Origin of the sequence: Thermoanaerobacterium sp. R66 (genome assembly GCF_028895185.1) — a bacterium.
Taxonomy (GTDB): domain Bacteria; phylum Bacillota; class Thermoanaerobacteria; order Thermoanaerobacterales; family Thermoanaerobacteraceae; genus Thermoanaerobacterium.
Map to the genome: position 1 here is coordinate 1,802,574 of NZ_JAEUWW010000001.1, position 26,155 is coordinate 1,828,728.

The following is a 26,155-nucleotide window of genomic DNA, read 5'->3' on the forward strand; positions in this document are numbered from 1 at the left end:
ATGTCTAAATAAATAGGACTTAAGACCCAAATAATCAAAATTTTATCAAGTATTTGTAATCTTTTTCTTTTAAATGCCTTGTTTTCAGCATTTTAATTCCGATGGATAAAAAATTATTTTTCGACAAAATATAATAGTATACTGCAAAATTTTTAAAATTTTCAATAGATTAACTAAGGAGGCATTCAAATGTCGATACTTGAAATAAACATCGTCCCTGTAGGAACAGGAAGCGCTTCTTACTCAAGTTTTGTCCAAGAGGCTGTAGAACTTTTAAACACGAGAGGCCTTAAATACACCGTTACACCTACATCGACAGTAATCTAAGGAAATACAAAAGAACTTATGAAAGTAGCAGAGGAAATTCACAACATACCATTTAAAGATGGGGCAATGAGGGTTGTAACAAACATCATGATTGACGAAAGGCGAGATAAACCGGATAACATGGAAAAGAGAGTAAGTGAAGTAATCAGTTGATAGAATAAGCGCAGAAGCGCTTATTCTATCTTTGTTATGGCTTTTGTCAACTCATTTATAGAATTGGTCAAATTATCTATCTTGCCTTCGATTCTAACTAATAGGTAAATGCTTACTACTATTGGAAACCCAAGATTGGCGATACCTGCAAAGATCTCATTCATGATAACCCTCCTTTACATATTTACAATTTTACAATGCCATACTTGCATAAAAGCCATGGAATTGTTCAATAAATATTAAAAGCGGGGTTGCCCCCGCCGTATTATTTGACTGCAAATTCTTTTTCGGTTGTAGATACAAGGCTGGCGCTAACTGCTTCTACCAGTTCACCGCCATTTGTATCAAATATGTTTTTTGAGATTATAGTATCCATAGCTGCTTTAACTTGGCCATCGGTAAGCGTTTCAAGTGCGTTATCCACATTTATTCTGAAATTGCTGCCAAGCTTATTTTTGAAGTTCATCTGAAGTTGTACCGCCACACTAAAACCTCCTTTCCTCAATAATCAGTTTAAATTATTACTCTTGCGCCAGGTCTACTTGGTTTATACGTGTCACAGACTTCACAGGATATGTTTGAAGGCCACTTAAAACTGATGCCACATCCATCACATCCTGATCAAGGGCAGAACTTTTAATGTTGTTGTAAGTCCTGCTTCTTATGACGTCGACGCCTCTTTCATCTTTTCCAGTGATGTATGATATGGAAAGCCTTGAGGCCTGTGGTGTAGATATAACTGCCATTTTAACACCTCCTTTTAGTTTTTACACTTATAATATAGAAAAAGCGAAAAAATCTTACCCATAAAAAAAAACAGGAAATTATCATAAAGATAAGTTCCTGTTTTTAATGTATTTACTTTGCCAGCTCGTATATGGCACGGGCGTATATCTTAGCGTTTAAGACGAGATCGTCTATCTCAATGTACTCATTTGCCTGATGGTCAAGGTCTGGTTTGCCTGGGAAAATCGGTCCAAATGCCACCATATTTTTCATCTCTTTAGCGTAGGTTCCACCGCCAATCGACAATGGCTCATCTTTTCTTCCTGTCACATCCTCATAGACTTTCATAAGGGTCTTTATGAGGAAATGATCTTTAGGGAAATAAAGCGGCGGCTGATGCATCATGTTTTCTACTCTCATGCCATGTTCACTTATCTTCGCATTAAATGGATTCATCAAGTCTTCGTACTTATATGTCACAGGATACCTTATATTTAAACCTATTGAGCCTTTCTCCTCGTCAAAATTGATAGTGCCTACGTTAAACGAAAGTTCTCCTGTATCATCCTTTAGGTAAACTCCAAATGTCTTGCCATCTGTCTCCAGTCCGACGTTTTTAGCGAAAAAGTCTATGAAATCTTTCACATCGTCTTCATCTTGATATACGACATTTAAAAACATCAAAAGCTGCATTATCGCATTCTTCCCAAGATGTGGAAGACTGCCATGAGCTGATACGCCGCGGGATTTTACTATAAGCATGTCACCTTCTACTTCGCTGTCTAAATCAAATCCTGAAACATCCTTAAACCTCTTAGCTTCATCATGAATAGCTTTTCTCTTGTCTTCATCTTTTACATAAATACCGCATTCACAGTAGTCTGGCACCATATTAGGTCTATTGCCGCCTTTTATATACTTAATAACTATATCTTGAGACTTCTTTTTAAAATCCTTTACTACTTCAAACATGGTGATGCCTTTTTCTGCGTATATGACTGGATAATTGGCATCTGGCGTAAAGCCGATTGATGGTGATTCATCGTGTTTAAGGTAATACTCTATCTCTTTAGAGCCTGTCTCCTCATTCGTGCCAAAAAGTATCCTTACTCTCTTGTTTAATTTAAGCCCAGAATCTTTTATGGCTTTTAATGCATAAAGAGCAGCCATTATAGGTCCTTTATCGTCTGTTGCCCCCCTGCCGTATATTTTGCCATCATGGATTTCGCCGCCATAAGGTGGATAATCCCAGCCGTCCCCTTCAGGCACTACATCCAGATGCCCTAAGACGCCTACCATCTCATCGCCTTCACCGTATTCTGCATACCCTACATATCCGTCTACATTTTTCGTCTTGAAGCCCAGGCTTTTAGCTATGTCTAAAGCTAATTCCAATGCCTTTGCGACTCCTTCGCCATAAGGCATCCCCGGCTTCATGTCCCCCTCAGTGCTTTTTATCTTGATGATTTCTTGCGTCGACTTGACTAAGTCGTCTTTTAAAGCATCTACATACTGATCTAATACCATAAAAAGCCCTCCTATTTATTTACTTTAATTACATTATAGTCCCTTTTTAAAAAGAAATAAAGCAATACGAGTTAAACTCGCATTGCCTCAAAAGTCATTCGTCATCCCTTAAAGCTTTCAAATATTTATTTGCATACCTTCTGTAAAGAAGGAGAGCTGTCGCTGAGAAAAATACAGGCCCAATTATCATCCATATAGTAGACGTATAGTCACCTGATGTCATAGGCTCTATAATGGTGAAGAAATTTGCAAAACCTACCGTAGCCGCACTTAATATAGTGACAGTCATCACCATTCCTTTGCTTTTAAACACTTGATATCCTTTCTTTATGCTGCTTTTGCCTTTAAAATAAGGATATGCGATGATTAGGAACATATAAGGCAGCGTCATAGCAACATTAGCCATCAAAACAAGCCTTGTGAAGAATACCTTCGCAATATCTCCACCAAATGACACCAAAAATATCATAGCCACCACGATGCCACACTGAACCCATATAGCTACCTTTGGTATTCCATCCTCAACGTAACCTATGTTGGATGGCCACAGCTCTTTTGGAGTACCTTCTACAAGCTGTTTAAGTGGCGCATAAGCAAGTGTGAAAAACGCTCCTGTAAGCGCTAAAAACATGGATATGCCTACGATCCTGGCAACCCAATTTCCCAATGAAATAGATGCTGCTTGTCCCATGCCTAAACTTGTCCCTAACTGATAGCCAAGATTGTTCATTATCACGTACGCAACATTGGCTAAGTTTATCTTGTCAGAAGACAAAACATCTTTCCAATTTGTAAAAATACCGATTAAGAAAATGCCTAATGAATAACCTACAGCTATTATTGAAGCGGCTATCATCATACCTCTCGGGAATGTCTTTTCAGCATTTTCCGTCTGATCTACGACACCACCCACCACTTCTGTGCCGCCGTAAGCGAAAATCGCGAACACCACGAACGACAAGACAGAAAGCGGTGTTGCATAAGAAGGATTTGGCGATGTCACAAACGAACTAATTCCCGTAATCGGCTCTTTAAACTTTCCACCTGTAGCAATAAACACTATCAAAGAACCAAGTAGAAGAACAACGTTTAGCAAAAGCACAGCCGTACCACCTACAGATGCAACTTTTGAAACGCCGCTTAACCCTTTGCTGGCTACAAAAGTTATGACGATGATAAGGATAATTCCCAACATTCCCAGCGTCTGTGTAGAATTAAGCCCTAAAAAGTGAAGCTCAGATGTCTTATCGCTTCCAAATATGGCATTTGAAAGCGGAATCCAAATCGTAGAGCATATGTTTACAAGCCATACAACATATGATGCGTACCACATAAAAGTGCCTGTAAACGCAAAAAGTGGCCCTACGGATTTCTCCATCCATGTATAAATACCACCGCTTTCTTCTTTGAAAGCAGCGCCATACTCAGCCATCATAAATGCAAATGGGATGAAAAATGTAATGCCTGATAAAATATACCACGGAATAGCGCCGTATCCCATAAGGTAAAACGATCTTGGCATGTTTGTAAAGCCAAAGACAGATGTAAATATCATTAAAATCAATGATAATTGGGATAACTTCTTTCTAGCATTTTCTTTTGTTGTCATCTGATTCCTCCTTTTGTTTAATTATTAAATTATTTTAATACATTTATTATAATTTAAACTTGCGATTTTTGCAATATTTAAGCATTTTCCAGCATTTCTCATATCAAATCCGTCAATCATTTTTCTCTAAAGACGAAATGATTAAATCAAAATACTTTTTTCTTTCTCTTTTATTATTGACATTTGAAAGCCCAATATTCTCTAAAAACAAAATATCATCGCCTGTTCTCACTTTGTAGTGTAGACATGATTTATAAAGGATTTCTTCTAAACTTTTTGTAAGTTTCAAAGAAGAAAAAATCTTTTCCATCAGCTCAAGTTCTTCTTTTTTGAAAAAACTGCCGTCAACTTTTGTAAAATCCTCAGCGTTTTTTATAAAAGCATCAATCTTCTCCACATTGTTTTGAATAAGCTTCAAAACATCATCTTTAGAAACCGTATCAATGCCAACTCTATCTGAAACCACCTTAATCAAAAAGATTCTGTGCTGCTCTACATACTTTGATGCAGAAACATAAAAACCGCTGGACTCCATATCGCACAGTTCTTCCTCTAAAAACTCTTGACTTGAAAGAGGCTTATCAAAGGTCTCTATAGAGCATTCTTTAAGATCGTGATTCAAAAGGATGTCTGGATAATAGTCTCTCCCTGTTGAAGCATCTTTTATCTTATTGATAAGATAAGGTGTCCCAATTTGAAATCCATCTTTCGCACCACAAATGCCGACATTCACCACAATATCACCATCATCAGGCGGTATCTTAGCTAAAAGGTGTGATGTTGCTGCAGCACAATTAACCTTGCCAACGCCTGTTATTATCAATCTCATATTATCGCTTTTAAAAACTTGATAATATCTTTCGTCCACATCCTTCTTCAAATTGTAATAATCTATAAAAGGCTTTGCCTCCACATACATAGATGCAGATATGTAAACCATGATTTCCTAAGCTCCTTTTCTAACTTTTCAAAATGCCTATAATATTATAATTCTTTTGCTGTGACTTAACAAATAAATTCTGATTTTATGCGGGAGGTGCATTCACGTCTTTTTCATTTATTCAAAAATACTACAACAAAAAAGTGTACATAAGTACACCTTTCAATCGACTCTGTATATGATTGCTCCAAGACTTCTAAGCTTATCCTCGATGTTTACATAACCTCTGTCTATATGGTACACATCGTTTATAATGGTCTTTCCATCTGCTATAAGTCCTGCTAATATGAGTGCAGCTCCAGCTCTTAAATCTGTTGCCTTCACTTCTGCACCTGATAAATGATCAATGCCTGTTACGACTGCGGTTCTTCCCTCGATCTTTATATCCGCGCCCATCCTTTTTAATTCATCTACATGCATAAATCTGTTTTCAAACACTGTTTCTATGATTACACTGGTACCTTTTGCTCCAGCCATCATTGCCATCATCTGAGCCTGCATGTCTGTGGGAAAGCCCGGATACGGCAGTGTCTTTATGTCAACTGCTTTATAGCTTTCACAACCTCTTACCCTGACGCCTGTGCCTTCCTCATACACTTCGATGCCACACTCAGTCAACTTGGCAATTATAGGCTTGACGTGATCGACTATGACATTTTCGATAAGCACATCACCGCCAGTCATGGCAGATGCAACCATGTACGTGCCGGCTTCAATCCTATCTGGTATGACAGTATGCTCTGTAGCTTTAAGCTCTTTCACGCCTTCTATCCTTATGGTGTCTGTGCCAGCACCTTTTATGTTAGCTCCCATCTTATTGAGAAAATTGGCAAGATCCACTACTTCCGGTTCTTCGGCTGCATTTTCAATGGTAGTAAGCCCATCTGCAAATACAGCAGCCATCATGATATTTTCCGTAGCGCCGACGCTTGGAAAATCCAGATAAACCTTCTTGCCTACAAGTTTTTTAGCTTTTGCTTCTACATACCCATGACCTATGTCTATCTCCGCCCCCAGCGTCTGAAATCCCTTTAAGTGTAAGTCTATAGGTCTTGTCCCTATGGCACAGCCACCCGGCAGCGATATCTTTGCATGACCCAATCTTGCCAGAATAGGCCCCATCACAAGGAAAGATGCTCTCATCTTTTTAACCAGTTCATACGGTGCCTCCACATCTTTTATGTCCACATTTATCTTAAGCTTTCCATCCTGAAATGTACATTTGGCACCTAAAAACTTTATAAGCTCTATCATCACATTCACATCTTTAAGCTCTGGCACGTCATCTATAATTACTTCTCCTTCTGAAAGCAAAGATGCTGCGATGATAGGCAAAACAGAATTTTTCGCTCCACTTACCTTTACAGTGCCCTTTAGCGCAGGGCTACTTTCAACGATAATCTTCGTGTATACCACCCTCTATTGTTAATATTCCATTGCTATGACAGGTGTTGCCAGCCAAATATATGTTTTGTCATCGTAACTGCTATACCTTACTGCAACGTTCAAATTTATTTTTTCACTGCCCATCTCAATATATTCCTTAATTTTATTTGTGTGAGCAGAAATACTGACTAACTTTTCATCATTTAATCCTTCTATTTTCGAAGCATCCGTATCCTTCATCACTTCTTCTAATATACTACTTATTTTGTCCTTATTCAACTTTCCATCGTATGTACCGACTAAGCACGTAGCAATCTCTGGAGTAAGGCTTAAACTTGAATACGCCTTTTTGATTTTTTCATTTTCACTAAGGACATCCTTGTTTCCATGAAGCAAGTATTCGTCTATTAAAATGTACGTTTCATTTGCCCCACTGTTTTTGACGCTTTGTACGACAATCGAAATTTTTTTGTCTTTAGCGTCGTATTCCGCATCGTACTGTCTGAAATTGGACTGATCAAGTTTCGAAACTTTAACCATTTTATCGTCAATTTCCAACGATTTTATAACATTTTCTACAGTTTTATTCATTTGGCTCAAAGGCGTAAAATCGGAACTCAACTTAGCCCACCCATTGATATTTGCGTACTGGTACGATGCTCCGCTTTTTGCAAAAGCTTCTTCTATGACTGAAACATCATTGCCTTTTGCAGAAAACGCATCCATCTGAGAGTTTAGCATGAAAAACACCACTATTATTGTAACAACAATCAATGATAACTTATTAAACATATTCATTCCTCCAAAATCGAAATAAAAGTGGGCGGTATCATACGGTAAATTCACAAGGGGGATAATAAATTCACCATACGTTCCGCCCAACCTAATATAATTATTGACAATTTTAATGTATTTATACATAAAAACATCCATCAATTTAAAGATGGATGTTTAAACTCCTTAAAGCACTTTATAATTTTTAAAGGCAGCTTCATAAGCTGCCTTTAAATTCATCTACTTTTTCATCTGTCATGCCAAATGCGTATTTTATGGCTTGCACAATACGCCTTGATGCATTGCCATCCCCATATGGATTTACTGCATTTGCCATCTTGTCGTATTCATTTTTGTCTGTAAGCAGAAGTTTTGCTTCACTGTACACTCTATCAAAATCCGTCCCTATTATCTTTACAGTACCTGCTTTAACCGCTTCAGGCCTTTCTGTAACATCCCGTAAAACCAAGACAGGTTTCCCCAATGATGGCACTTCTTCCTGAAGTCCTCCTGAGTCTGTCATAACCATGTAACACCTTTTTAGAAGGTTGTGCATTTCGTCCGTATCGATTGGATTAAGCAACAAAACATTGTCAAGGTTGTCAAGGATGCTAAATACCATATCCCTTACGACGGGATTTTTGTGAACTGGGTATATGATGTACGTATCCTTAAAGTCAATGGCTATTTTTCTCAATGCATTACATATATTTTCTATTGGCAAACCCCAATTTTCTCTGCGATGTGCCGTAACAACGATGACTTTCTTGTTTCTGTAGTCAACCTCATTTAACCTGTCATCCCGAAAGATGTAATTTTCCTTTACAGTGTATTTCATGGCATCTATGACGGTATTGCCTGTAACAAATATGCTGCTTTCATCTACGCCTTCTTTTAAGAGATTCTCTTTTGCCGTCTGTGTCGGTGCAAAGTGCAAATCTGACAATACTCCTGTAAGCTTTCTATTCATCTCCTCAGGATACGGAAACCACTTATCGAAAGACCTTAACCCTGCCTCCACATGTCCTATCTTTATCTTTTTGTAAAAAGCCGACAAAGCAGCAACAAAAGTCGTAGTGGTATCGCCGTGAACCAAAATCAAATCAGGTTTTTCCTGCCCTAAGACATCGTCAAGCCCTCTTAAGACAGATGATGTTATGTCAGATAATGATTGGCTTTCTTTCATAACGTCAAGGTCATACTTAGGAATGACATTAAAAAGCCTCAGCACCTGATCAAGCATGTCCCGGTGCTGAGCTGTAACGCACACGACTGTCTCTATTCCATCGGCACACTGAAGCTCTTTTACAAGCGGTGCCATCTTAATAGCCTCAGGCCTTGTGCCGAAAATAGGCATTACTTTTAGCATGTCTTCAGCTCCTTATATTTACACATTCATGTTTTTAGCTTTGTGCCCATAAAGGCCCATCTTGTCTGCTCCCCACAAAACAGCTAAGATGGCAACAATCAATATGATGTAGCCTTTTGCACCATTTGTGGAGGATATAAGTATCGCGCTTAAACCTAAGAACAAACTTACACCGTACATGACAAAAACTGCCTGTCTCTGCGAAAGGCCCAGCGCTAAAAGTCTATGGTGCAAATGCCCTTTGTCTGCCTCCATGATAGGCTTTTTATTGGCTAACCGCCTTATTATTGCAAATATCGTGTCAAACACCGGAACACCTAACGCTAATATAGGAACTGCAATCGCAATGGCGGCAGCAGATTTTACTGCACCTTGGATGGATACCGCCGACAGGATGAAGCCTAAAAACATGGCGCCAGTATCTCCCATGAATATCTTAGCAGGGTTGAAATTGTACGGCAAAAATCCCAGTGCCGCTCCAGTGACAGCAACAGTAATAAGTGCAGTAGCATACCGCCCATTTAGCAACGACACCACAAACAGTGAACCTGACGATATGGATGCTATGCCTGCAGCAAGTCCATCAAGACCATCAATAAGGTTCATGGCATTTGTAATACCTACGATCCAAAATATGCTAAGAGGGATGGCAAAAACGCCCATGTTTATCATGCCATCGCCAAATGGATTTGTAAGCCAATCGATCCTTACACCGCTTAGGACAACCACAAATGCTGCTAAAAGCTGTCCTAATAGCTTCACTTTAGCTTTTAATTCGTATTTATCGTCAAATATGCCTAAAGCCACTATTATCGTGCTTCCGGCTATTATTCCAAAGTTAGTCTCTGATTTTGGCAAAAACAGAAGCATACTTAAAACTGTACCAAGGTATATGGCCAATCCGCCTATAAGCGGTACAGGCTTATTGTGAACACGTCTTTTATCCTTTGGTATGTCGATGGCTCCGATTTTATAAGCCAACTTCTTTGCCGCTGGTGTAGCCATAAGTGCAGCCACAAAAGCCACAACAAACGACAAAACGTATATTTTCATTTTAACACTCCCCTGAACTTATCATAATTATATAATATTCCACCAACGCCATTATTGTCAACTATTTATCGTCTTTCCATCTTCACAACTTCTACAGAAGCTTCCTTAAAATACTCAAATGAAAGGTTATCAGGGTAATCCCCTTCATAGACAACTCTTTTTATGCCTGCATTGATAATCATTTTGGCACACATAGAACACGGGCTTGCACTTACATAGATGGTGGCATCTTTAGTGCTTACACCGTTTAATGCGGCTTGTATTATGGCATTCTGCTCGGCATGAGTGCCCCTACAAAGCTCATGCCTTTCGCCTGATGGTATGTTTAAGCTTTCCCTCATACATCCTACTTCTTCACAATGTTTAAGCCCTGTGGGTGCACCGTTGTATCCTGTGGATATGATATGCTTGTCCTTCACAATGACAGCACCAACCCGCCTTCTTAAACAGGTAGATCGTGTCTTCACCACATCTACCACCATCATAAAATACTCATCCCACGACGGTCTCATCTTTCATTCCTCTTACTTCGTTCCGAAAAGCCTATCCCCTGCATCGCCAAGACCTGGCACGATGTATCCATGCTCATTTAGCCTTTCATCGATACAAGCTAAATAGATAGGCACTTCAGGGTGATCCCTGTGAACAGCTTCTATCCCTTCAGGTGCAGCTATGAGGTTGACAAGCTTTATGCTTTGTGCACCTCTCTCTTTCAAAAAGTGTATGGCAGCAGATGCGGAGCCACCTGTCGCCAGCATAGGATCTACTACAATGAGATCCCTCTCATTTATATCAGAAGGCAACTTACAGTAGTATTCAACAGGCTTTAATGTCTCAGGATCCCTGTACAAACCTATGTGTCCAACCTTCGCTGCAGGTATAAGCTTCATCATGCCATCTACCATGCCAAGTCCTGCTCTTAAGATTGGAATTATGCCTAACTTTTTGCCAGCTATGACTTTCGTCTTGGCAATGGCTATAGGTGTCTTTACTTCGATCTCCTCCAATGGAAGATCTCTCGTCACTTCATACGCCATAAGCATAGATATCTCTTCTACAAGCTCTCTAAATTCCTTTGACCCTGTATTTTCGTCTCTTATCAAACTGATTTTGTGCTGTATCAATGGATGATCTAACACATAAACATTATCGTACATTCATTTACCTCCTATGTCATCTCGAGTATTTTTTTTCAATCTCAGAAATCTTGTCAATCCTCTTTTGATGCCTTCCGCCTTGAAATTCTGCGTCAAGCCATTCATCTACCAAAAGGGTTGCAAGACCTGGCCCTACAACTCTTCCCCCCATGCAAAGCACGTTTGCATTGTTGTGCTCTTTTGAGTACCTTGCCGAAAAGGCATCAGATACGTGTGCTGCCCTTATGCCAGGCACTTTATTGGCAGCTATCGATATGCCAACGCCTGTTCCACACAAAAGTATGCCTTTCTCAAACTGTCCGCTGGCTACAGCCTCTGCCACTTCTCTGGCGTAATCAGGATAGTCTACAGACTCCTCACTAAATGTGCCAAAATCCTTGTATTCTATCCCTCTTTCCTCAAGATGCTTCTTTATGGCTTCTTTAAGCTCATATCCACCGTGATCAGAACCTATGGCAATCATTGAAAAGCTCCTTTCTACAATTTTTCTATTATACGCATTATAGATGCATATATTTCTTCTGCAGTTTTTTTGTATACATCTAAACCTCTTCCAAACGGATCCTCAATATCTCCACTTTTATCTGCGAACTCATTTAACGTAAAGACTTTATCGGCAAATTCGGGATGTCTTTTTAAGATGAATTCCCGCTGCGAAGCTGTCATAGTCAAGACTAAATCGGAATTTTCCAAGTGCTCTTTTTTTATGTTTCTGGATTTGTGATTTGATATATCAATGCTGTACTGGTCTTTCAAAACCTTAATAGCCTCATCTGTGGCCGGCAATCCGTCATACGTCATGGTCCCTGCTGATTCTGCCACATGAGAAATGCCTTTCTCTTTCGCTATATGGTTAAATATGCCTTCAGCCATGCTGCTTCTGCATGTATTTCCTGTGCAAACGAATAATACCTTCATAAAACACCATTTTCTCCTTACGCATCGATTTCCTTGTATCCAGCGGCTTTTTCAAGCCTATTCATAATAGCCAGTCCAATTTCATCGTAGTCAAATCCTTCTGCATAAACTACGTCAACGCCTTTTTTGTCGAATTCTCTAAGACATCTAAAAAGATTTTTGGCGATAGTCTCAGGCTTTTCCCTACTTCCTACTACTAAAACTTCCCCGTTTCGATATTTTTCGCATGTTTGCTCTGTTGCCATTATACCAACTTTTTTGCCATTATTCAATTGAAATTCTGTCAACTCTTGTATTTTTTTTATAACATCGCCTATATTTCCCTTGACTATGTAAACTTCTGCATCCGGAGAATAGTGTTTGTACTTCATTCCTGGTGATTTAGGCTTTACATCCAAAGAAGGCTTTTTATATACTATAGGATCTACATCTACACTGCCGACTACTTCCATTATCATCTCTTTCGTAATGCCGCCAGGCCTTAAAATGGTAGGAATCTCTCCTGTCATGTCTACCACTGTAGACTCCACCCCTACATCACAGCTTCCGCCATCTATTATCATGTCTACTCTGCCATAAAGGTCGCTAATCACGTGTGAAGCATCTGTAGGACTTGGCTTACCAGATAGATTGGCGCTTGGAGCAGACACAGGCACCCCAGCTCTTTTTATGAGTGCATGCGCGATCTTATTAGACGGCATTCTAATGGCTACAGTATTCATTCCGGCTGTATTTATAGGCGGAACTATATCAGACTTTTCAAATATCATGGTCAATGGTCCCGGCCAAAACTGCCGTGCCAGCTTTAACGCATCATTTGGGACATTTTTAGCGTATTTAAAGAGATCTTGAAACTCTGCTATGTGCAAAATAAGGGGATTGTCTTGAGGTCTACCTTTGGCTATGAATATCTTCGCAACCGCATCTGGATTAAGTGAATTGGCACCAATGCCGTAAACCGTCTCTGTGGGAAAAGCCACAAGTCCTCCATTTAGAAGTATAGTTGCCGCTTCGTCAATTAAAATCATATCTGGATTATCTCTATCAAGCTTAACTACCTTTGTCATTCGTCACAACCCTTTCAATCATTTCATAAAACTCTCGTAATTATTATACCACTAATGATTCCTGCAATCATACCAAATACAGAAATCCTTCCCCTGTACAAGTCCCTTGATTCCGGTATCATCTCTCCGCAAGTCACATAAAGCATGGCACCGCCAGCAATGCCCAGATTTAAAGCTATGAAAAAAGGGGATACCTCGCCCATATAGACGCCAGCAATAGCCCCTAATCCTGTAGGTATACCTGCCAGTATGGCGTACATCATGTTTTTAAATGGCGTTACGCCACCTATCGATAGTGGTGTGGCCATTGCTATTCCTTCAGGTATGTCGTGAAGGGCAATGACGAGTGCAATGCTTAAGCCGAAACTGCTGGATGACATAAATCCAGAGCCTACAGCAAGTCCTTCAGGAAAATTATGTATTGCAATGGCAAATCCCATTATTATCCCCTCTTTTAAATAATTGTTTATTTTCTCCTTATCAGGCAGTATATCTTCAAAAAACACCACGATTAAGACACCTGCTATAAGTCCCAACATGCCCACATTCAATCCGCCTGTCTCAAAGGCGTGTGGAAGCAAATCAAATGTGACTACAGACAGCATGAGGCCGCCTGCAAAACCTAATATCGTGCTTAAAAATCGCTTCGATGGTTTCCTCAAAAAAAATGTCATGGCACCACCTATGCCAGTGCCTATTATGCCTATAACAAACCCCAACACAACAACATGAAAATTGCTCACAATATCACCTCATCTAAGTAAAATTTATTCTGCAAAAAAGCATAATATGATATGTGGCAAAATAAAATCTACCCGGATGGTAGGAGGTCCATCCGGGTAGAAAAGCGCCCTCAATGAGGACAGCTGGGGGGCAATATTTATATTTTCATAATGTGAATCATTAAAGTGTTTTCTTTATTATAAATGAGAAATCAATAGTGGGTCAAGTTAAAAAAATTTAACAATTTAAAAAAATATATAAGTTGTGTAAGTAGCAATAATCTCTTTCAGATAATTCATTTAATGCTAAAAGAAAAGGCTTTTTAAGCATCACTGCATGCTTTCAAGCCTTTCTGCCTGGTCTTCTGCCAAAAGGGCATCGATTATCTCGTCTAAATCGCCATCTAAAACCATCTGCAGTTTGTAAAGCGTAAGCCCTATCCTGTGATCTGTAACTCTGCCTTGCGGGAAGTTATAAGTCCTTATTCTTTCGCTTCTGTCCCCTGTGCCAACCTGCAGCTTCCTCGTCATAGAAATTTCTCTTTCTTTTTCTTCTCTGGCCATCTCATAAAGTTTAGCCCTAAGTATCTTCATGGCTCTTTCCCTGTTTTGAAGCTGTGACCTTTCATCTTGACATGATATGACTATGCCTGTAGGTATGTGGGTAAGCCTTACAGCCGAGTCAGTTGTGTTTACGCTTTGCCCACCGTGGCCACCAGACCTAAACACATCTATCTTTATGTCATTTGGGTTTATCTCGACGTCAACATCTTCTACTTCCGGCAATACCGCAACCGTAGCAGTAGATGTGTGTATCCTTCCGCCAGCTTCTGTCGTAGGTATCCTTTGAACCCTGTGAACGCCGCTTTCAAATTTAAGCCTGCTATACGCTCCTTTGCCTGCTATGCTGAATATGACTTCCTTAAATCCTCCAAGCTCCGTAGCATTGGAGCTCATTATCTCATACTTCCAGCGCTTTTTCTCTGCGTACATGGTATACATCCTAAAAAGGTCGTAGGCAAAAAGTGCAGCTTCTTCGCCACCAGCTCCTGCCCTTATCTCCATTATGACATCTTTCTCATCGTTGGGGTCTTTAGGAAGCAGCAAAAGTTTTATCTCGTTTAGGAGGCTTTCCTCTTTCTCCTCCAGGCTTTTAAGCTCCTCCTCCGCCATGTCTTTTAGCTCATCATCCACCTCGATTAGCTCTTTAGTGGACTCTATGTCATCTTTCACCTTTTTGTACTCCCGATACTTTTGGACGATTTCCTCTAATCCAGCCTGCTCTTTCGCCATTTTCTTCCATTCATCCATGTCTTTCATGGCTTCAGGATCGCTTAATTTCTGGCTAAGCTCAACATATCTATCTTCAATTGCCTTAAGTTTATCTATCATCATCTCACCTCAAAAGCTGATTATATCATATAAATAGTATTTTTAAAAGTATCAAGAACCAAGCCATTTTCCTAAAACTACCCTGTCTATTCCTTGAAGGTCTTTTACTATTTCTATATTGCCATATCCACCATCTAAAAGTATCTGTGATACGTCAAGCGCCTCATCGTATCCTACCTCAAATGCTATTATACCACTGCTTTTAATATATCCTTTAGAATCTCTGACTATATTTCTGTAAAATAAAAGGCCGTCCTCTCCTCCGTCGAGAGCTATCTTAGGCTCTTTTTTCACTTCTTTCTGCAATTTATCCATATCACCGCTTCTAATATACGGCGGATTTGACACAATTACATCAAACTTCACATCTTTCGGCACCAAGGAAAATAAATCGCTTTTTAAAAAGACGATCTTATCTAAAACGCCGTTCTCACAAGCATTATCTCTCGCAACAGACAAAGCATCGTCGCTTATATCAACTGCGTATACTTTCACATCTTTGTATTTCGCTATGCTTACGGCAATAGCACCGCTTCCAGTGCCTATATCCAATACCACATCGTCTTTCTGAAGCCTTTTTAAGACTTCCTCTACCAATACCTCTGTGTCGTTTCTCGGTATTAAAACATTAGGACTTACTTTAAATATAAGTCCCATAAAATGCTTTTTCCCAACTATATATTGATAAGGCATACCTTCTTTTCGTAAGTCCAACAAACCTTTGTATCTTTCAAAAATATCTTCGCTTAACTCTTTATTTCTATTTACAATTATGTATTCCCTTTCTGCACTTAATACAAAAGATAAAAGCCCTTCCGCTTCAAGTCGCGGTTCTGATACATAATTCTTAAGATACTGTGTCCCAAAATTTAAAGCATCAAATATCTTCAAAAGCTTTTCCTCCCTCATCTTCTAAGACACTTTTTAAAGATGCTATAGCTACCTCCAACTGACTGTCATCAGGTTCTTTTGTGGTAAGCTTTTGAAGAATGAGCCCCGGATACACCAATGCAGCTATGACTTTATTATCGCTATGACCAGCTATCTTTATCACTTCATACGATATGCCAGCAACAACAGGTAAAAGCAGTATTCTGGATATTATCCTTACGTATAATGAGGGCCATCTCAAAAACGAAAATACGATAATTGACACAATCATGACTATAAACAAAAAGTTTGTACCACACCTTGGATGAAGCGTCGTATACTTTCTGGCATTTTCAACGGTAAGCTCCTCTTCATGTTCGAAGCAATGTATCGTCTTATGCTCAGCACCGTGGTATTCAAAAACTCTTTTTATGTCTTCCATCCGCGATATGAGAGCAAGATAAGCGATAAATATTGCAACCCTAAGTACACCTTCAAAAAGATTTATAAGAAACGTATTTTCGGTGTACCGCTTTAAAAAGCCTGCCACATAAGTTGGCCCTATGAAAAATACGATTATAGATATAGCCAACGACAAAGCCACCGAAAGATACATTATGGCATCATCCAGTTTGTCTCCAAAGACTTTCTTCAAAAATAGTTCAAATTTAGAAGGTTCTTCCTCTTGGCTTTCACCTTCTACCAACTCAGCAGAATAGCTTAATGTCCTGATTCCAATTATCAAAGAATCTATAAGTGCAACAGTCCCTCTTATAAATGGCAATGATAATATCTTATACCTTCTTGTCAAAGGCTTTACCATATCCTTTTTTACAACTATATCATTTCCACACCTTACAGCGGTAGCTATGCTGTTGTGTCCTCTCATCATTACGCCTTCTATTACCGCTTGTCCGCCGATATCCGTCTTCTTCATTGCTGCACCTCCTTAAAAATCCGCTTAAGCCCGCGGGACTTCGTGGCACTTTCTGCACCTTGCTTCATAAGACTCCTTTGCACCAACCATTATAATGGGATCGTCGTAATTGGCAGGCTTGCCATTTATAAGCCTTTGTGTGCGAGTGGCAGGATTGCCGCATTTCATGCATATAGCAGTAAGCTTGTCGACAAATTCAGCTATGGCCATCAATTCCGGAGTTGGACCAAATGGCTCGCCTCTAAAGTCCATGTCAAGCCCGGCACATATAACCCTTTTCCCGCTATCGGCAATCTCTTTTACGATGTCCACTATTTCAGAATCAAAAAACTGAACTTCATCTATAGCAAATACATCCGTATCTTCTTCGGCGTATTTCAATATATCAGATGCCTTTACTATGGCAATGGCGTGCATGTTATCACCGTTATGAGATACGACTTTGTCTATGGAATACCTGTCATCTATAGCTGGTTTAAAGACTTGAACTTTCTGCTTGGCAATCTTGGCTCTCTTTATCCTTCTTATAAGCTCCTCACTTTTACCGCTAAACATAGGACCAGTTACAACTTCTATGTACCCATGGTCTTTAGGCCCGTACATCATAATCCACCTCTTAAGACAAATAGTTTAAGACAAAAAACAGTTATTATAGAAAATTATCATAAAAAATTTATCATAAGCGAACGATTAATGGAGCTTTCGTAATATATCACGATGAATGTAGCACAGTTTGGCGTATGAGCGAAAGCTAACCCTAACAACGCATAGACGGCGTTAGCCAAACAAGCTGAATGAATCGATGATATATTAGATAAGCGAAATTTGTGAGCGTTGATAAATTTTTCATATTACGAATTTATTTAGAATTTTAATATTTCCCATGCTTCATACAATAAAAGGTTAGAGCAACAACTCTAACCACTTCATTATTTTGCATCCAAATTGTATTTTTTCTTAAATCTTTCTACCCTTCCACCTGTATCAATCAACTTCTGCTGACCAGTAAAAAGTGGATGGCACTTTGAGCATATTTCAACTCTAAGTTCTTTCTTTGTAGAGCCTGTCACAAATGTATTTCCACATGCACACCTTACAACTGCATCGTGATAATAAGTTGGATGTATTCCTTCTTTCATCGCCTTCACCTCTTTCAAACCGAAATTACACTTAAATGATTATATCACACATAATATATAATATCAAGATTTATAAAGTTGGGATCTTATGGCCTCTATAAACTCTGCATTAGTCCTTGTCCTCATAAGCCTATCTATCAACACCTCAGTGACTTCATTAGGCGCAATGCTGCTCATGGCCTTTCTTATCATCCACATTGCTTCCAGCTCTTTTTGTGAAAGCAGTAATTCTTCTTTCCTTGTGCCTGATTTGTATATATCAATTGCAGGGAATATACGCCTTTCTTGCAGTTTTCTGTCAAGGTGAAGCTCCATGTTGCCTGTTCCCTTAAACTCCTCAAATATGACATCATCCATGCGGCTTCCCGTCTCGATTAAAGCTGTAGCTAAGATTGTCAAACTTCCACCCTCCTCAATATTTCTGGCGGCACCAAAAAATCTCTTAGGTGGGTGAAGTGCTGACGGATCAAGACCACCAGATAGAGTCCTGCCAGATGGCGGCGTCACAAGATTGTATGCCCTTGCAAGCCTTGTTATGCTGTCCATGAGAATTACAACATCCTTGCCATATTCTACCAGCCTTTTCGCATATTCCAATACCATCTCTGCCACTTTTGTGTGATGCTCTGGAAGTTCATCAAAAGTGGAATAGACAACTTCGCCTTTTATAGACCTTTTCATGTCTGTGACTTCTTCAGGTCTTTCATCGATGAGAAGCACAATAAGGTGAACTTCAGGATGATTTATGGAAATGCTATTGGCTATCTTCTTTAAAAGAGTAGTCTTGCCAGCTTTCGGCGGAGCCACGATCATTCCTCTTTGGCCTTTTCCAATAGGAGCTATTATGTCCACAAGCCTCATAGCAAGCTCTGTTGGAATCGTTTCAAGCCTCAGTTTTTCATCTGGAAAAATAGGTGTAAGCTCATCGAATGGAATTCTTTTCTTGGCAAGATCCGGACTTTCGCCATTTATAGACTCCACATAAAGAATTGCGGAATATTTTTCTCCTTCCCTCGGAATCCTTGTAATTCCTTTTACCTTATCGCCAACTTTAAGCCCAAACCTTCTAATCTGCGATTGTGATATATAAATATCTTTATTGCCTTGTATAAAATTTTCAACCCTTAAAAATCCATATCCATCAGGCATTATGTCAAGGACGCCTTCTGCAACCACATCACCCTGCGTCTCTATAAGCTCTTTCAATGGTTCAGATACATCGCTTATCAGTGGAAGCCCTTCTTTTATAAATATGCTGTTATTTTTTCTTGGCTCTTTTTCCTTCTCTTTTTCATCTTCTTTTTCTTCAATTTTCTCGTTTTCTGTATCTAAAGATACATCTTCCTTGACATTTTCTTCATCTTCGTATGCTTCGTCTTCATGCTTAACCTTTATTGCCTCATCTATATCCTTTTTGGCTTCCTCCACATTTTCTGTGATATTTTCTTTGCTTCTTAGGCGCATCCTAAGCTTTCTTCTAAGCTCTTCGTAATCTGCATCTGATTTTTCAAGCTCCTCCACCGGTATGCTTATCTTCCCTATGGTCTTTTTCTCTTCATCTTTACCAGCTTCTTCTGATTTTACATCATTGACTTCTGATGCAGTTTCTATGACTTTTTCAGTATCAGATGATTTTTCTTCTTTTTCATTTTCAGAATCCTTTTCATCTTCTTGTCCTTCTAATCTTGCTTTCTCATCAAGATTTTCTTCTAAAGACAAATTCTCTACATCATTTTTTGCTTCTTCATCTGTCTTTTCTTCAAGCTTAATCTGCTTTGACTTCTCTACGATAAGCTCTTTTAACTGTTGCTTCCTGTACTTCGTAATGCTTTTTACGCCATATCTTTTGGCTATATCCCTAAGTTCTGCAAGGGATTTCCCTTCTAAATCATTAAAATCCAAAAAAAGGCACCTCCTGAACAAAATAATTATTTAAATTGTAAAATGGGATTTTATTAAAAAATTTTTAAATAATATTTTTAATAAAAAAGAATTGTTTTAGACTGGTCTTAGAATACACGGTTATAATATTATTTACAAATAGGCAATGATGTATTCTTGAGCCCTCAAACGTTATACACTATTTATATTTTATTATACCTTTTAAAAAAGTCAAGTAACAAAGCATAATTTTAATAATTTTTTAACATCCTGTTAATATTATCGACACATTTTATAAAAATATTCAGCTTATGTAATTTTTTTCTTATAATTTTATAAAAAAAGTCAGAGGAAATATCCCCTGACTTAAAATCATTTCTTAGGAACTGTCTCCCAATCTTTTAAGAATCTTTCAATGCCTATATCTGTCAATGGATGCTTTATCATCTGCATGATCACTTTGTACGGCACTGTAGCTATATGTGCTCCTACTTTAGCCGCTTCCAATACGTGCATTGGATGTCTTATGCTTGCTGCTATAACTTCTGTTTCAATTCCGTATATGTCAAATATCTGGACGATGTCAGACACCAACTGCAATCCATCTGTGGAAATATCGTCAAGCCTGCCTACGAAAGGACTTACGTATGTAGCGCCTGCTCTTGCTGCCAGAAGTGCTTGTGTCGCTGAAAAAACCAGTGTGACATTGGTCTTTACGCCTTTTTCGGTGAGTATTTTGACTGCCTTTAGACCTTCGGCCGTCATAGGTATCTTTATGACGATATTTTTGTGAATCTTAGCCAGCTCTAATGCTTCTTTCACCATGCCGTCGTGATCTTCTGAAACGACTTCTGCGCTGATAGGGCCGTCTACAATTGTGGTTATCTCTTTTACTACTTCTATGAAGTCTCTGCCTTCTTTAGCTATAAGAGAAGGATTTGTGGTAACACCGCATATTACGCCAAGCTCATTTGCTTCCCTTATCTCATCAACATTGGCAGTATCAATAAAAAACTTCATATTGCACACTCCTTTAAAACAAATTTATCCCATAGGGGCGGAAACCGTCCCTTATGAATCTAAAACTTAAGCTCTTCCTTCTGAGCCAAACATCCTCATCTTGTTTTTTATTACTTCTTTCATAGCTTCTTTGCATGGACCTAAAATCTTCCTTGGATCGTACACTTCTTCATCGTTTTTCAATAGCTCTCTAAGCCTTGCAGCAAAAGCTTGTCTTATGTCTGTGTCGATATTTATCTTATTTACACCTAAGCTTACTGCCTTCCTTATATCAGCTTCTGGAACTCCCGATGCGCCATGGAGAACTATAGGCATCTTAAGCATCTCTTTAATCTTTACAAGCCTGTCAAAGTCAAGTTTAGGTTCACCTTTGTATGGACCGTGTGCAGTACCGATGGATATTGCCAAGTAGTCAACACCTGTCTCTTTTGCAAACTTGTAAGCTTCATCAGGATCTGTCATAGATGCTTCTCTTTCGTCAACAGTAACATTGTCTTCTGTACCGCCGATTTTGCCTATCTCTGCTTCTACAGATACACCCATGCCGTGTGCAATAGTTACAACGTTTTTCGTCACTTCAATGTTTTTCTCGAGGGGTAACTTTGATGCGTCCATCATGACGGAAGTCCAACCATTTCTAAGACATTTCATGACATTGTTGAAATCTGTACCGTGATCTAAGTGTAATGCGATGGGAACTGATGCTTTAGTTGCCAATGTCCTTACGATTGCAGAAATTGTCTCTATGCCAGCATATTTTAAACCGCCTTCACTAACCTGAATTATGGCAGGAGATCTCATTTCTTCTGCAGCCTCAACAATGGCTTGTGTTATCTCAAGATTGCTCGTATTAAAAGCACCTACTGCATAGCCTTCTTCATTGGCTTTTTTTAATAATTCTATACCTGTTACTAACATCATAACACCTCCTTAATATATTTTAACCAATTAACGTGTATAAATCAAGAAAAAGGTACCTATGCGGTACCTTTACACTGCTACTCTTTCCAGCAAAATTTTATTTACGTATTCCTTGACTTTGAAAATGTCGAAAGGCTTTTTTATAAACCTCTCCCCTTTAAAACATTCATCGGGATCATCAGCAGACATGAAAATGATTTCCATGTCTGGGTGTCGCATTTTTAAACTTTTTGTAAACTCTAAAACGTCACACTTCCCAATATGTATATCGAAAATGCTAACGTCAGGCTTAAAATTCTCCAATTTTTCGTGGACTCTTTCAATTTCACTGCATGTTTTTGCAAGGTGTCCCTCCATCGTAAAAAGCTCTTTTAAGAGAGAACAGACACCTTTGTTATCATCGACAATCAAAATCCTCCCCAACTACAAGAACCTCCCTACTGCTTACTTACTCATAAATTAATTTTTCAACAAATTCAAACGTTTTTCTACCAACGCACACACAAATATATATATTCTACAAAAATTTTAATATTCCTTTAATCTAAAAAAAATTTTTAAAAAAGAGCGGATGTTTTTCCGCCCTTTTTAACGATGGTTCTTATATATTATGAAATAGTAGATTTGATAGTGCCACTCTTTAATTCGTTGAAATACTGTACTATGCCATTGTATATGCCTTGTGCTACTTTCCACTGGAAATTGTCATCTGTTAGAAGTTGAGCATCCGTAGGGCTCGTAACGAATCCCGTCTCCACTAAGACAGCAACCATCTTAGTCTGGTTTAATACCACCAAATTAGGCCTCTCTGATAAACCTCTATCCGTCGTATTTATTTCCTGCATTAAGTTGTCGTGTATTATTTGCGCAAACGTCTTGTCATCCCTCGTGTCGCCATTGTATCCATTTGGATAGTAAAGAACTGTTGTCCCATTTGCAGATGGTGAATCAAAAGCATCGCAGTGAATGCTTACAAACGCATCTGCACCTGCACTATTTGCCTGATCAGGTCTATCATAAAGTCCTACATACGTATCTGTGGTGCGAGACATCATTGTGCGAAATCCACCGTTGTCAAGAAGTGTCTTTAGTTTAAGCCCGATTGCCAATGCTATATCTGCTTCATGTATGCCGCCAACTCCTATTGCCCCTGGGTCAGAGCCTCCATGTCCTGGATCTATGTATATTAATGGACCGTTATTGGAAGTCTGGCTGGGACTGCCAATATTAAATGAAATGTCGAATTCCTTTTTGTCTTGTGACTGTGTTATCGTATATGGAAGGCTTGAAGACATACTTACAACAAACCTTGTTATGGCAGGCTGAAGTTGGTTCTGTCCAATATAAGCCATGTTAAGTCCACCTTGATTTATAGAGATCTGCTTATTAGCAACTGCATTTATAGCATTGTCAAAGTCGAAGTACACTCTTACGCCAGAGCTATCAGTCAGAATCCCTTTTTGATACACCAATGGGCCGTCTGCCTTCAAAGTCACTGTGTAAACGCCATTTGCATAAGTTGAGCTAAAGCTTGTGATATTTACATTGTTTGATGTTTGTGGACCTGGTGTTTTTGATGTGACCTGTATTAAATACTTATCGCCTATCCATTTCACGTCATATCCTAAGCTTTCAAACAAAAATCTCATAGGAACATACGATGTATTGTAATTTATAAGTCTTGCTGGCGCTGGAAGCTGTACTTGGTTTCCGTCGACAGTAGCGTAATTTTTGCCTATAAAAAATTTAAAGACTTTTCCCTTTACTATAGTTATCGTCTGAGTTGTCCCATCCCAGTTTACACTGGCACCTAATCCTTGTGCAATCGACCTTAATGGCACTATGGTGTTCCCGTCCAATATAAGTGGTGGATTGCCGTATGTATTAAATGGGTTCCCATCTACAGTTATGCTGACGTCGGGCACATTGTAATTTACGACTTTGCCGTCTACAACGATATTTCCACTTAATGCGTACGAAGTAGCGTGAAGTACCAAAATAAAAAGCAAAATGGATAGAATCCCGATGGCTTTTCTCAATTCTCTACCCCCTTTCGACAAAAATTCTATTATTTATAAACATATTTACATGATAGCCTATTTTTATTACAGATAAGTTACAGACACATTACAATTTATTAACTTATTATGGATAACCAGCACTTCTTGATTTTCAATATGCCATTAATAGACTTTTTTCGCCACCGTATTACAAAAAAAATACCTGTCTCCAGGTATTTTTTTGACTTATTTGTTCAAATATTTATACAATGTCAGTGTCATGTCATAGGCATCCTGCCATTTAATGTATCCAGTTTTCAAAACGTCCATATACGCTTCTTTAGATACAAGCCCTTTCTCATAAGCCAGTTTAAAAAGATCTCCACTATTGCCATTAGCTTCATTTCTGTATCCAGCATACATCAAAAGTATATCCGCAGCTTCTTCTTTCGTAAGAGGCTTGTCAACAATGTATTTTTGCAGATATTCATAATCATCATCTATAAGCTGTGATTTATCTGGTATTGACCTTTTAATCATGTTTGATGCCATATAGTAAAATGATATGCTTTTTATGCCTTCATTAAGCTTAAAATCATTTGTGTAGCCAGGCACTATAAGCCCCCAATGGAGGACAAATTTTAGCCCGTCAAAGGCCCAACTTTTTTCTACAGCTTCTTCTACTTTAAATGGCTTAAGGTACGCTCCTTGGCTTACTAATATAGACTGTATGTTCTTTATATCTTCTTCACTTTTTGCAATGTCTTCAAATGATTTGTCTTTGGCTATGGAGTAGGCTGACGCTACGCCTGCTGCATCTCCTTCTGCCATGCCTATCGGTATCGTTCTGGCAGAGCCTGCTGCTAAGTGGCTGTAGGATGCTGACCGTCCCACTACAAGTAGGTTCTCTACCTTCTCAGGCACTATGCACCTAAATGGCACTGCATACTCTACAGGCTTCCCGTACACATACCCTGTGTCTTCTGGTGATGTTGCTTGTACATCTACTGGATATGAGCCTATGGCTATCCTGTCGTAAAAGTCTCTATTGAATACAACATCGTTTATGTCAAGTGTGTAGTATCCTTTTATATGCCTCGTTTCTCTTACGTACAGTTCGTCTGCTGTGCCGTCAAGTTCTGCTTTCGCAAAGCCAGGGATGTTTTCTCTAAAAAATTGTACTATCCTTGGAAGCTCTTTCTTTGCCAGTTCCATTCCTTTTTCTATTGATGATTGGTTAAGTCCGTCTACGCCGTATATCAAAAGGGCATTTACTAATACTGTGCCATCGTCTTGCCTGCCGAGATTAAGTCCTCTTAGCCTAAGCATAGGCGTTGAAGGCTTGTAGTTTTTTGTGATGGATAGAAACCCGTTTGCAGATGTGTCGTTTATATACGTTGCTGGTATCTTTTTCTCGTATTTTATTATTTTTATCAGGTTGTTCCAGTCTATGCCTTTCAGTCTAAATACAAGTGTCGATGCTTGTACTTTGCCTTTTACACCCATGTCTTCTGCTCCGATTGTGTAAGGCACACCTGCAGATGCTGCAACTGAAGCATCCTGTGTTGCGTCGATTATCCTTTTCCCGTAGTAGTTTACTTCTTTTCCGTCCTTTAATGCTGTTATGCCTATTATCTTGTTTCCATCCATTATAGGCTTTTCAAATACGGTGTTGTACGACTGGGTGATGTTTGGAAGGCTCAAAAGCTTTGAGAATACTTCTTTTGCCTTTTTCACATCGAAGGAGTTTTTGGAGCCTATGCCTTTAAAAAACTCTTTAAATGTGCCTTGTGTAAGCAATGTGCCGTCGGGAGATACACTCATGTCTATGGTATTTAACATGCCGTACGTCATGAGGCCGCCAGGGCCATCATGCTTGTCAATTATTAATACTTTGGCGTTGTTTTTTGCAGCAGACCTTGCAGCAGCAACGCCTTCTGGCTCTGCTCCTACTACTATGACATCGTACTGGCTTTCGTCTTTAGGAAGGTTAAGCTTTATAGGGTTAGGCAAATTTGAATTTTCCTCTATAACTTTAGCTTTAGTCTCCTGTGATGATTTTTTGTACTTTTCTACATAAAAATACCCGCCTACTGCTGTGATTATTAACACTGATATGATGAAAAGCGTAATGATGATTATAAAATACTTCTTAGGCAAAAAAATCACCTCAACATATTTCTCATATGTTGATTATATCATGATTTGCCTATATTTGAATATAATTTCTTGTCCTTTCAAATAAATTTTTTTCCTCTTCTTTTGTC

The 26,155-nt window shown here is 39.0% G+C and carries 27 protein-coding genes and 1 pseudogene; 1 reads left to right on the forward strand and 27 read right to left on the reverse strand.

Features of this window, described 5'->3' with window-relative positions; all coding sequences use genetic code 11:
- Nucleotides 1-189: 189 nt before the first annotated feature.
- Nucleotides 190-480, forward strand: a pseudogene (locus JJQ93_RS09050) (MTH1187 family thiamine-binding protein).
- A 20-nt stretch (nucleotides 481-500) separates the two neighbouring features.
- Here the strand turns inward: JJQ93_RS09050 and JJQ93_RS09055 are convergent.
- From JJQ93_RS09055 to JJQ93_RS09185, 27 genes are all read right to left on the reverse strand, one after another.
- Nucleotides 501-644: a YvrJ family protein gene (locus JJQ93_RS09055; protein ID WP_014757257.1), complete on the reverse strand. Its 144-nt coding sequence runs from the start codon at nucleotides 642-644 to the stop codon at nucleotides 501-503.
- 101 nt (nucleotides 645-745) lie between these two features.
- Nucleotides 746-964, reverse strand: coding sequence for a DUF2922 domain-containing protein (locus JJQ93_RS09060; RefSeq protein WP_045413198.1), 219 nt, complete (start codon nucleotides 962-964; stop codon nucleotides 746-748).
- 37 nt (nucleotides 965-1,001) lie between these two features.
- Nucleotides 1,002-1,226, reverse strand: a complete 225-nt coding sequence (locus JJQ93_RS09065; RefSeq protein WP_085113102.1) for a DUF1659 domain-containing protein — start codon at nucleotides 1,224-1,226, stop codon at nucleotides 1,002-1,004.
- A 112-nt stretch (nucleotides 1,227-1,338) separates the two neighbouring features.
- A complete protein-coding gene (pepV, locus tag JJQ93_RS09070) occupies nucleotides 1,339-2,733 on the reverse strand; it encodes a dipeptidase PepV (protein WP_274893549.1) in 1,395 nt (464 codons plus the stop codon).
- A gap of 94 nt (nucleotides 2,734-2,827) precedes the next feature.
- Nucleotides 2,828-4,342, reverse strand: coding sequence for a glutamate/gamma-aminobutyrate family transporter YjeM (gene yjeM, locus JJQ93_RS09075; RefSeq protein ID WP_274893551.1), 1,515 nt, complete (start codon nucleotides 4,340-4,342; stop codon nucleotides 2,828-2,830).
- A 112-nt stretch (nucleotides 4,343-4,454) separates the two neighbouring features.
- The gene (locus tag JJQ93_RS09080) at nucleotides 4,455-5,282 is read right to left on the reverse strand and encodes a 5'-methylthioadenosine/S-adenosylhomocysteine nucleosidase family protein (protein ID WP_274893552.1); all 828 of its coding nucleotides are present in this window, start codon (nucleotides 5,280-5,282) and stop codon (nucleotides 4,455-4,457) included.
- 162 nt (nucleotides 5,283-5,444) lie between these two features.
- Nucleotides 5,445-6,698 carry a UDP-N-acetylglucosamine 1-carboxyvinyltransferase gene (gene murA, locus JJQ93_RS09085; protein WP_085113106.1) on the reverse strand — a complete coding sequence of 418 codons (1,254 nt, stop codon included), beginning with the start codon at nucleotides 6,696-6,698 and terminating at the stop codon, nucleotides 5,445-5,447.
- A gap of 9 nt (nucleotides 6,699-6,707) precedes the next feature.
- Nucleotides 6,708-7,460, reverse strand: a complete 753-nt coding sequence (locus JJQ93_RS09090) for a YwmB family TATA-box binding protein (protein WP_274893553.1) — start codon at nucleotides 7,458-7,460, stop codon at nucleotides 6,708-6,710.
- A gap of 199 nt (nucleotides 7,461-7,659) precedes the next feature.
- Entirely contained in the window at nucleotides 7,660-8,811 is a 1,152-nt protein-coding gene (gene wecB / locus JJQ93_RS09095) for a non-hydrolyzing UDP-N-acetylglucosamine 2-epimerase (protein ID WP_274893555.1), read from the reverse strand.
- A gap of 18 nt (nucleotides 8,812-8,829) precedes the next feature.
- Nucleotides 8,830-9,864: an MraY family glycosyltransferase gene (locus tag JJQ93_RS09100; RefSeq protein WP_274893556.1), complete on the reverse strand. Its 1,035-nt coding sequence runs from the start codon at nucleotides 9,862-9,864 to the stop codon at nucleotides 8,830-8,832.
- A gap of 65 nt (nucleotides 9,865-9,929) precedes the next feature.
- Entirely contained in the window at nucleotides 9,930-10,376 is a 447-nt protein-coding gene (locus tag JJQ93_RS09105; RefSeq protein WP_274893557.1) for a deoxycytidylate deaminase, read from the reverse strand.
- A 12-nt stretch (nucleotides 10,377-10,388) separates the two neighbouring features.
- Entirely contained in the window at nucleotides 10,389-11,021 is a 633-nt protein-coding gene (gene upp, locus JJQ93_RS09110; protein WP_274893558.1) for a uracil phosphoribosyltransferase, read from the reverse strand.
- A 16-nt stretch (nucleotides 11,022-11,037) separates the two neighbouring features.
- Complete coding sequence (gene rpiB / locus JJQ93_RS09115; RefSeq protein ID WP_085113111.1) at nucleotides 11,038-11,484, reverse strand: ribose 5-phosphate isomerase B; 447 nt, start codon at nucleotides 11,482-11,484, stop codon at nucleotides 11,038-11,040.
- Between the two features lie 14 nt (nucleotides 11,485-11,498).
- The gene (locus JJQ93_RS09120; RefSeq protein ID WP_274893560.1) at nucleotides 11,499-11,939 is read right to left on the reverse strand and encodes a low molecular weight protein arginine phosphatase; all 441 of its coding nucleotides are present in this window, start codon (nucleotides 11,937-11,939) and stop codon (nucleotides 11,499-11,501) included.
- Nucleotides 11,940-11,956: 17 nt separating this feature from the next.
- Complete coding sequence (locus tag JJQ93_RS09125) at nucleotides 11,957-13,006, reverse strand: L-threonylcarbamoyladenylate synthase (RefSeq protein WP_274893561.1); 1,050 nt, start codon at nucleotides 13,004-13,006, stop codon at nucleotides 11,957-11,959.
- Between the two features lie 23 nt (nucleotides 13,007-13,029).
- Nucleotides 13,030-13,749: a ZIP family metal transporter gene (locus tag JJQ93_RS09130; protein ID WP_085113113.1), complete on the reverse strand. Its 720-nt coding sequence runs from the start codon at nucleotides 13,747-13,749 to the stop codon at nucleotides 13,030-13,032.
- Nucleotides 13,750-14,058: 309 nt separating this feature from the next.
- Nucleotides 14,059-15,120 carry a peptide chain release factor 1 gene (gene prfA / locus JJQ93_RS09135; protein ID WP_085113114.1) on the reverse strand — a complete coding sequence of 354 codons (1,062 nt, stop codon included), beginning with the start codon at nucleotides 15,118-15,120 and terminating at the stop codon, nucleotides 14,059-14,061.
- Nucleotides 15,121-15,171: 51 nt separating this feature from the next.
- Nucleotides 15,172-16,011 carry a peptide chain release factor N(5)-glutamine methyltransferase gene (gene prmC / locus JJQ93_RS09140; protein WP_085113115.1) on the reverse strand — a complete coding sequence of 280 codons (840 nt, stop codon included), beginning with the start codon at nucleotides 16,009-16,011 and terminating at the stop codon, nucleotides 15,172-15,174.
- Nucleotides 15,998-16,927, reverse strand: a complete 930-nt coding sequence (locus JJQ93_RS09145; protein WP_274893562.1) for a DUF1385 domain-containing protein — start codon at nucleotides 16,925-16,927, stop codon at nucleotides 15,998-16,000. The genes prmC and JJQ93_RS09145 overlap by 14 nt, the downstream gene beginning before the upstream one ends.
- 24 nt (nucleotides 16,928-16,951) lie before the next feature.
- Nucleotides 16,952-17,533 (reverse strand): thymidine kinase, encoded by a 582-nt coding sequence (locus JJQ93_RS09150; RefSeq protein ID WP_085113117.1) that lies wholly within the window; start codon nucleotides 17,531-17,533, stop codon nucleotides 16,952-16,954.
- A gap of 323 nt (nucleotides 17,534-17,856) precedes the next feature.
- Nucleotides 17,857-18,066, reverse strand: a complete 210-nt coding sequence (gene rpmE / locus JJQ93_RS09155) for a 50S ribosomal protein L31 (protein WP_045413159.1) — start codon at nucleotides 18,064-18,066, stop codon at nucleotides 17,857-17,859.
- A gap of 63 nt (nucleotides 18,067-18,129) precedes the next feature.
- Entirely contained in the window at nucleotides 18,130-19,968 is a 1,839-nt protein-coding gene (gene rho / locus JJQ93_RS09160) for a transcription termination factor Rho (protein WP_085113118.1), read from the reverse strand.
- Nucleotides 19,969-20,319: 351 nt separating this feature from the next.
- The gene (gene fsa / locus JJQ93_RS09165; protein WP_013788937.1) at nucleotides 20,320-20,967 is read right to left on the reverse strand and encodes a fructose-6-phosphate aldolase; all 648 of its coding nucleotides are present in this window, start codon (nucleotides 20,965-20,967) and stop codon (nucleotides 20,320-20,322) included.
- A gap of 66 nt (nucleotides 20,968-21,033) precedes the next feature.
- A complete protein-coding gene (locus tag JJQ93_RS09170) occupies nucleotides 21,034-21,885 on the reverse strand; it encodes a class II fructose-1,6-bisphosphate aldolase (protein ID WP_045413153.1) in 852 nt (283 codons plus the stop codon).
- A 72-nt stretch (nucleotides 21,886-21,957) separates the two neighbouring features.
- Complete coding sequence (locus tag JJQ93_RS09175; protein WP_085113120.1) at nucleotides 21,958-22,311, reverse strand: response regulator; 354 nt, start codon at nucleotides 22,309-22,311, stop codon at nucleotides 21,958-21,960.
- Nucleotides 22,312-22,496: 185 nt separating this feature from the next.
- On the reverse strand, nucleotides 22,497-23,927 hold the full coding sequence (locus JJQ93_RS09180; RefSeq protein WP_274893563.1) for an N-acetylmuramoyl-L-alanine amidase: 1,431 nt from the start codon (nucleotides 23,925-23,927) through the stop codon (nucleotides 22,497-22,499).
- 207 nt (nucleotides 23,928-24,134) lie between these two features.
- On the reverse strand, nucleotides 24,135-26,048 hold the full coding sequence (locus tag JJQ93_RS09185) for an FAD-dependent oxidoreductase (protein ID WP_274893564.1): 1,914 nt from the start codon (nucleotides 26,046-26,048) through the stop codon (nucleotides 24,135-24,137).
- Between the last annotated feature and the right edge of the window lie 107 nt (nucleotides 26,049-26,155).

Bases quoted from the DNA above. Each gene is read 5' to 3' on its own strand.
- pepV (WP_274893549.1), bottom strand. From the start codon at position 2,733: ATGGTATTAGATCAGTATGTAGATGCTTTAAAAGACGACTTAGTCAAG.
- rpiB (WP_085113111.1), bottom strand. From the start codon at position 11,484: ATGATTGCCATAGGTTCTGATCACGGTGGATATGAGCTTAAAGAAGCC.
- yjeM (WP_274893551.1), bottom strand. From the start codon at position 4,342: ATGACAACAAAAGAAAATGCTAGAAAGAAGTTATCCCAATTATCATTG.
- JJQ93_RS09125 (WP_274893561.1), bottom strand. From the start codon at position 13,006: ATGACAAAGGTAGTTAAGCTTGATAGAGATAATCCAGATATGATTTTA.
- fsa (WP_013788937.1), bottom strand. From the start codon at position 20,967: ATGAAGTTTTTTATTGATACTGCCAATGTTGATGAGATAAGGGAAGCA.
- rpmE (WP_045413159.1), bottom strand. From the start codon at position 18,066: ATGAAAGAAGGAATACATCCAACTTATTATCACGATGCAGTTGTAAGG.
- prfA (WP_085113114.1), bottom strand. From the start codon at position 15,120: ATGATAGATAAACTTAAGGCAATTGAAGATAGATATGTTGAGCTTAGC.
- JJQ93_RS09150 (WP_085113117.1), bottom strand. From the start codon at position 17,533: ATGATGTACGGGCCTAAAGACCATGGGTACATAGAAGTTGTAACTGGT.
- JJQ93_RS09100 (WP_274893556.1), bottom strand. From the start codon at position 9,864: ATGAAAATATACGTTTTGTCGTTTGTTGTGGCTTTTGTGGCTGCACTT.
- JJQ93_RS09170 (WP_045413153.1), bottom strand. From the start codon at position 21,885: ATGTTAGTAACAGGTATAGAATTATTAAAAAAAGCCAATGAAGAAGGC.
- JJQ93_RS09090 (WP_274893553.1), bottom strand. From the start codon at position 7,460: ATGTTTAATAAGTTATCATTGATTGTTGTTACAATAATAGTGGTGTTT.
- JJQ93_RS09065 (WP_085113102.1), bottom strand. From the start codon at position 1,226: ATGGCAGTTATATCTACACCACAGGCCTCAAGGCTTTCCATATCATAC.
- JJQ93_RS09120 (WP_274893560.1), bottom strand. From the start codon at position 11,939: ATGAAGGTATTATTCGTTTGCACAGGAAATACATGCAGAAGCAGCATG.
- JJQ93_RS09080 (WP_274893552.1), bottom strand. From the start codon at position 5,282: ATGGTTTACATATCTGCATCTATGTATGTGGAGGCAAAGCCTTTTATA.
- wecB (WP_274893555.1), bottom strand. From the start codon at position 8,811: ATGCTAAAAGTAATGCCTATTTTCGGCACAAGGCCTGAGGCTATTAAG.
- upp (WP_274893558.1), bottom strand. From the start codon at position 11,021: ATGTACGATAATGTTTATGTGTTAGATCATCCATTGATACAGCACAAA.
- JJQ93_RS09055 (WP_014757257.1), bottom strand. From the start codon at position 644: ATGAATGAGATCTTTGCAGGTATCGCCAATCTTGGGTTTCCAATAGTA.
- JJQ93_RS09145 (WP_274893562.1), bottom strand. From the start codon at position 16,927: ATGAAGAAGACGGATATCGGCGGACAAGCGGTAATAGAAGGCGTAATG.
- JJQ93_RS09105 (WP_274893557.1), bottom strand. From the start codon at position 10,376: ATGAGACCGTCGTGGGATGAGTATTTTATGATGGTGGTAGATGTGGTG.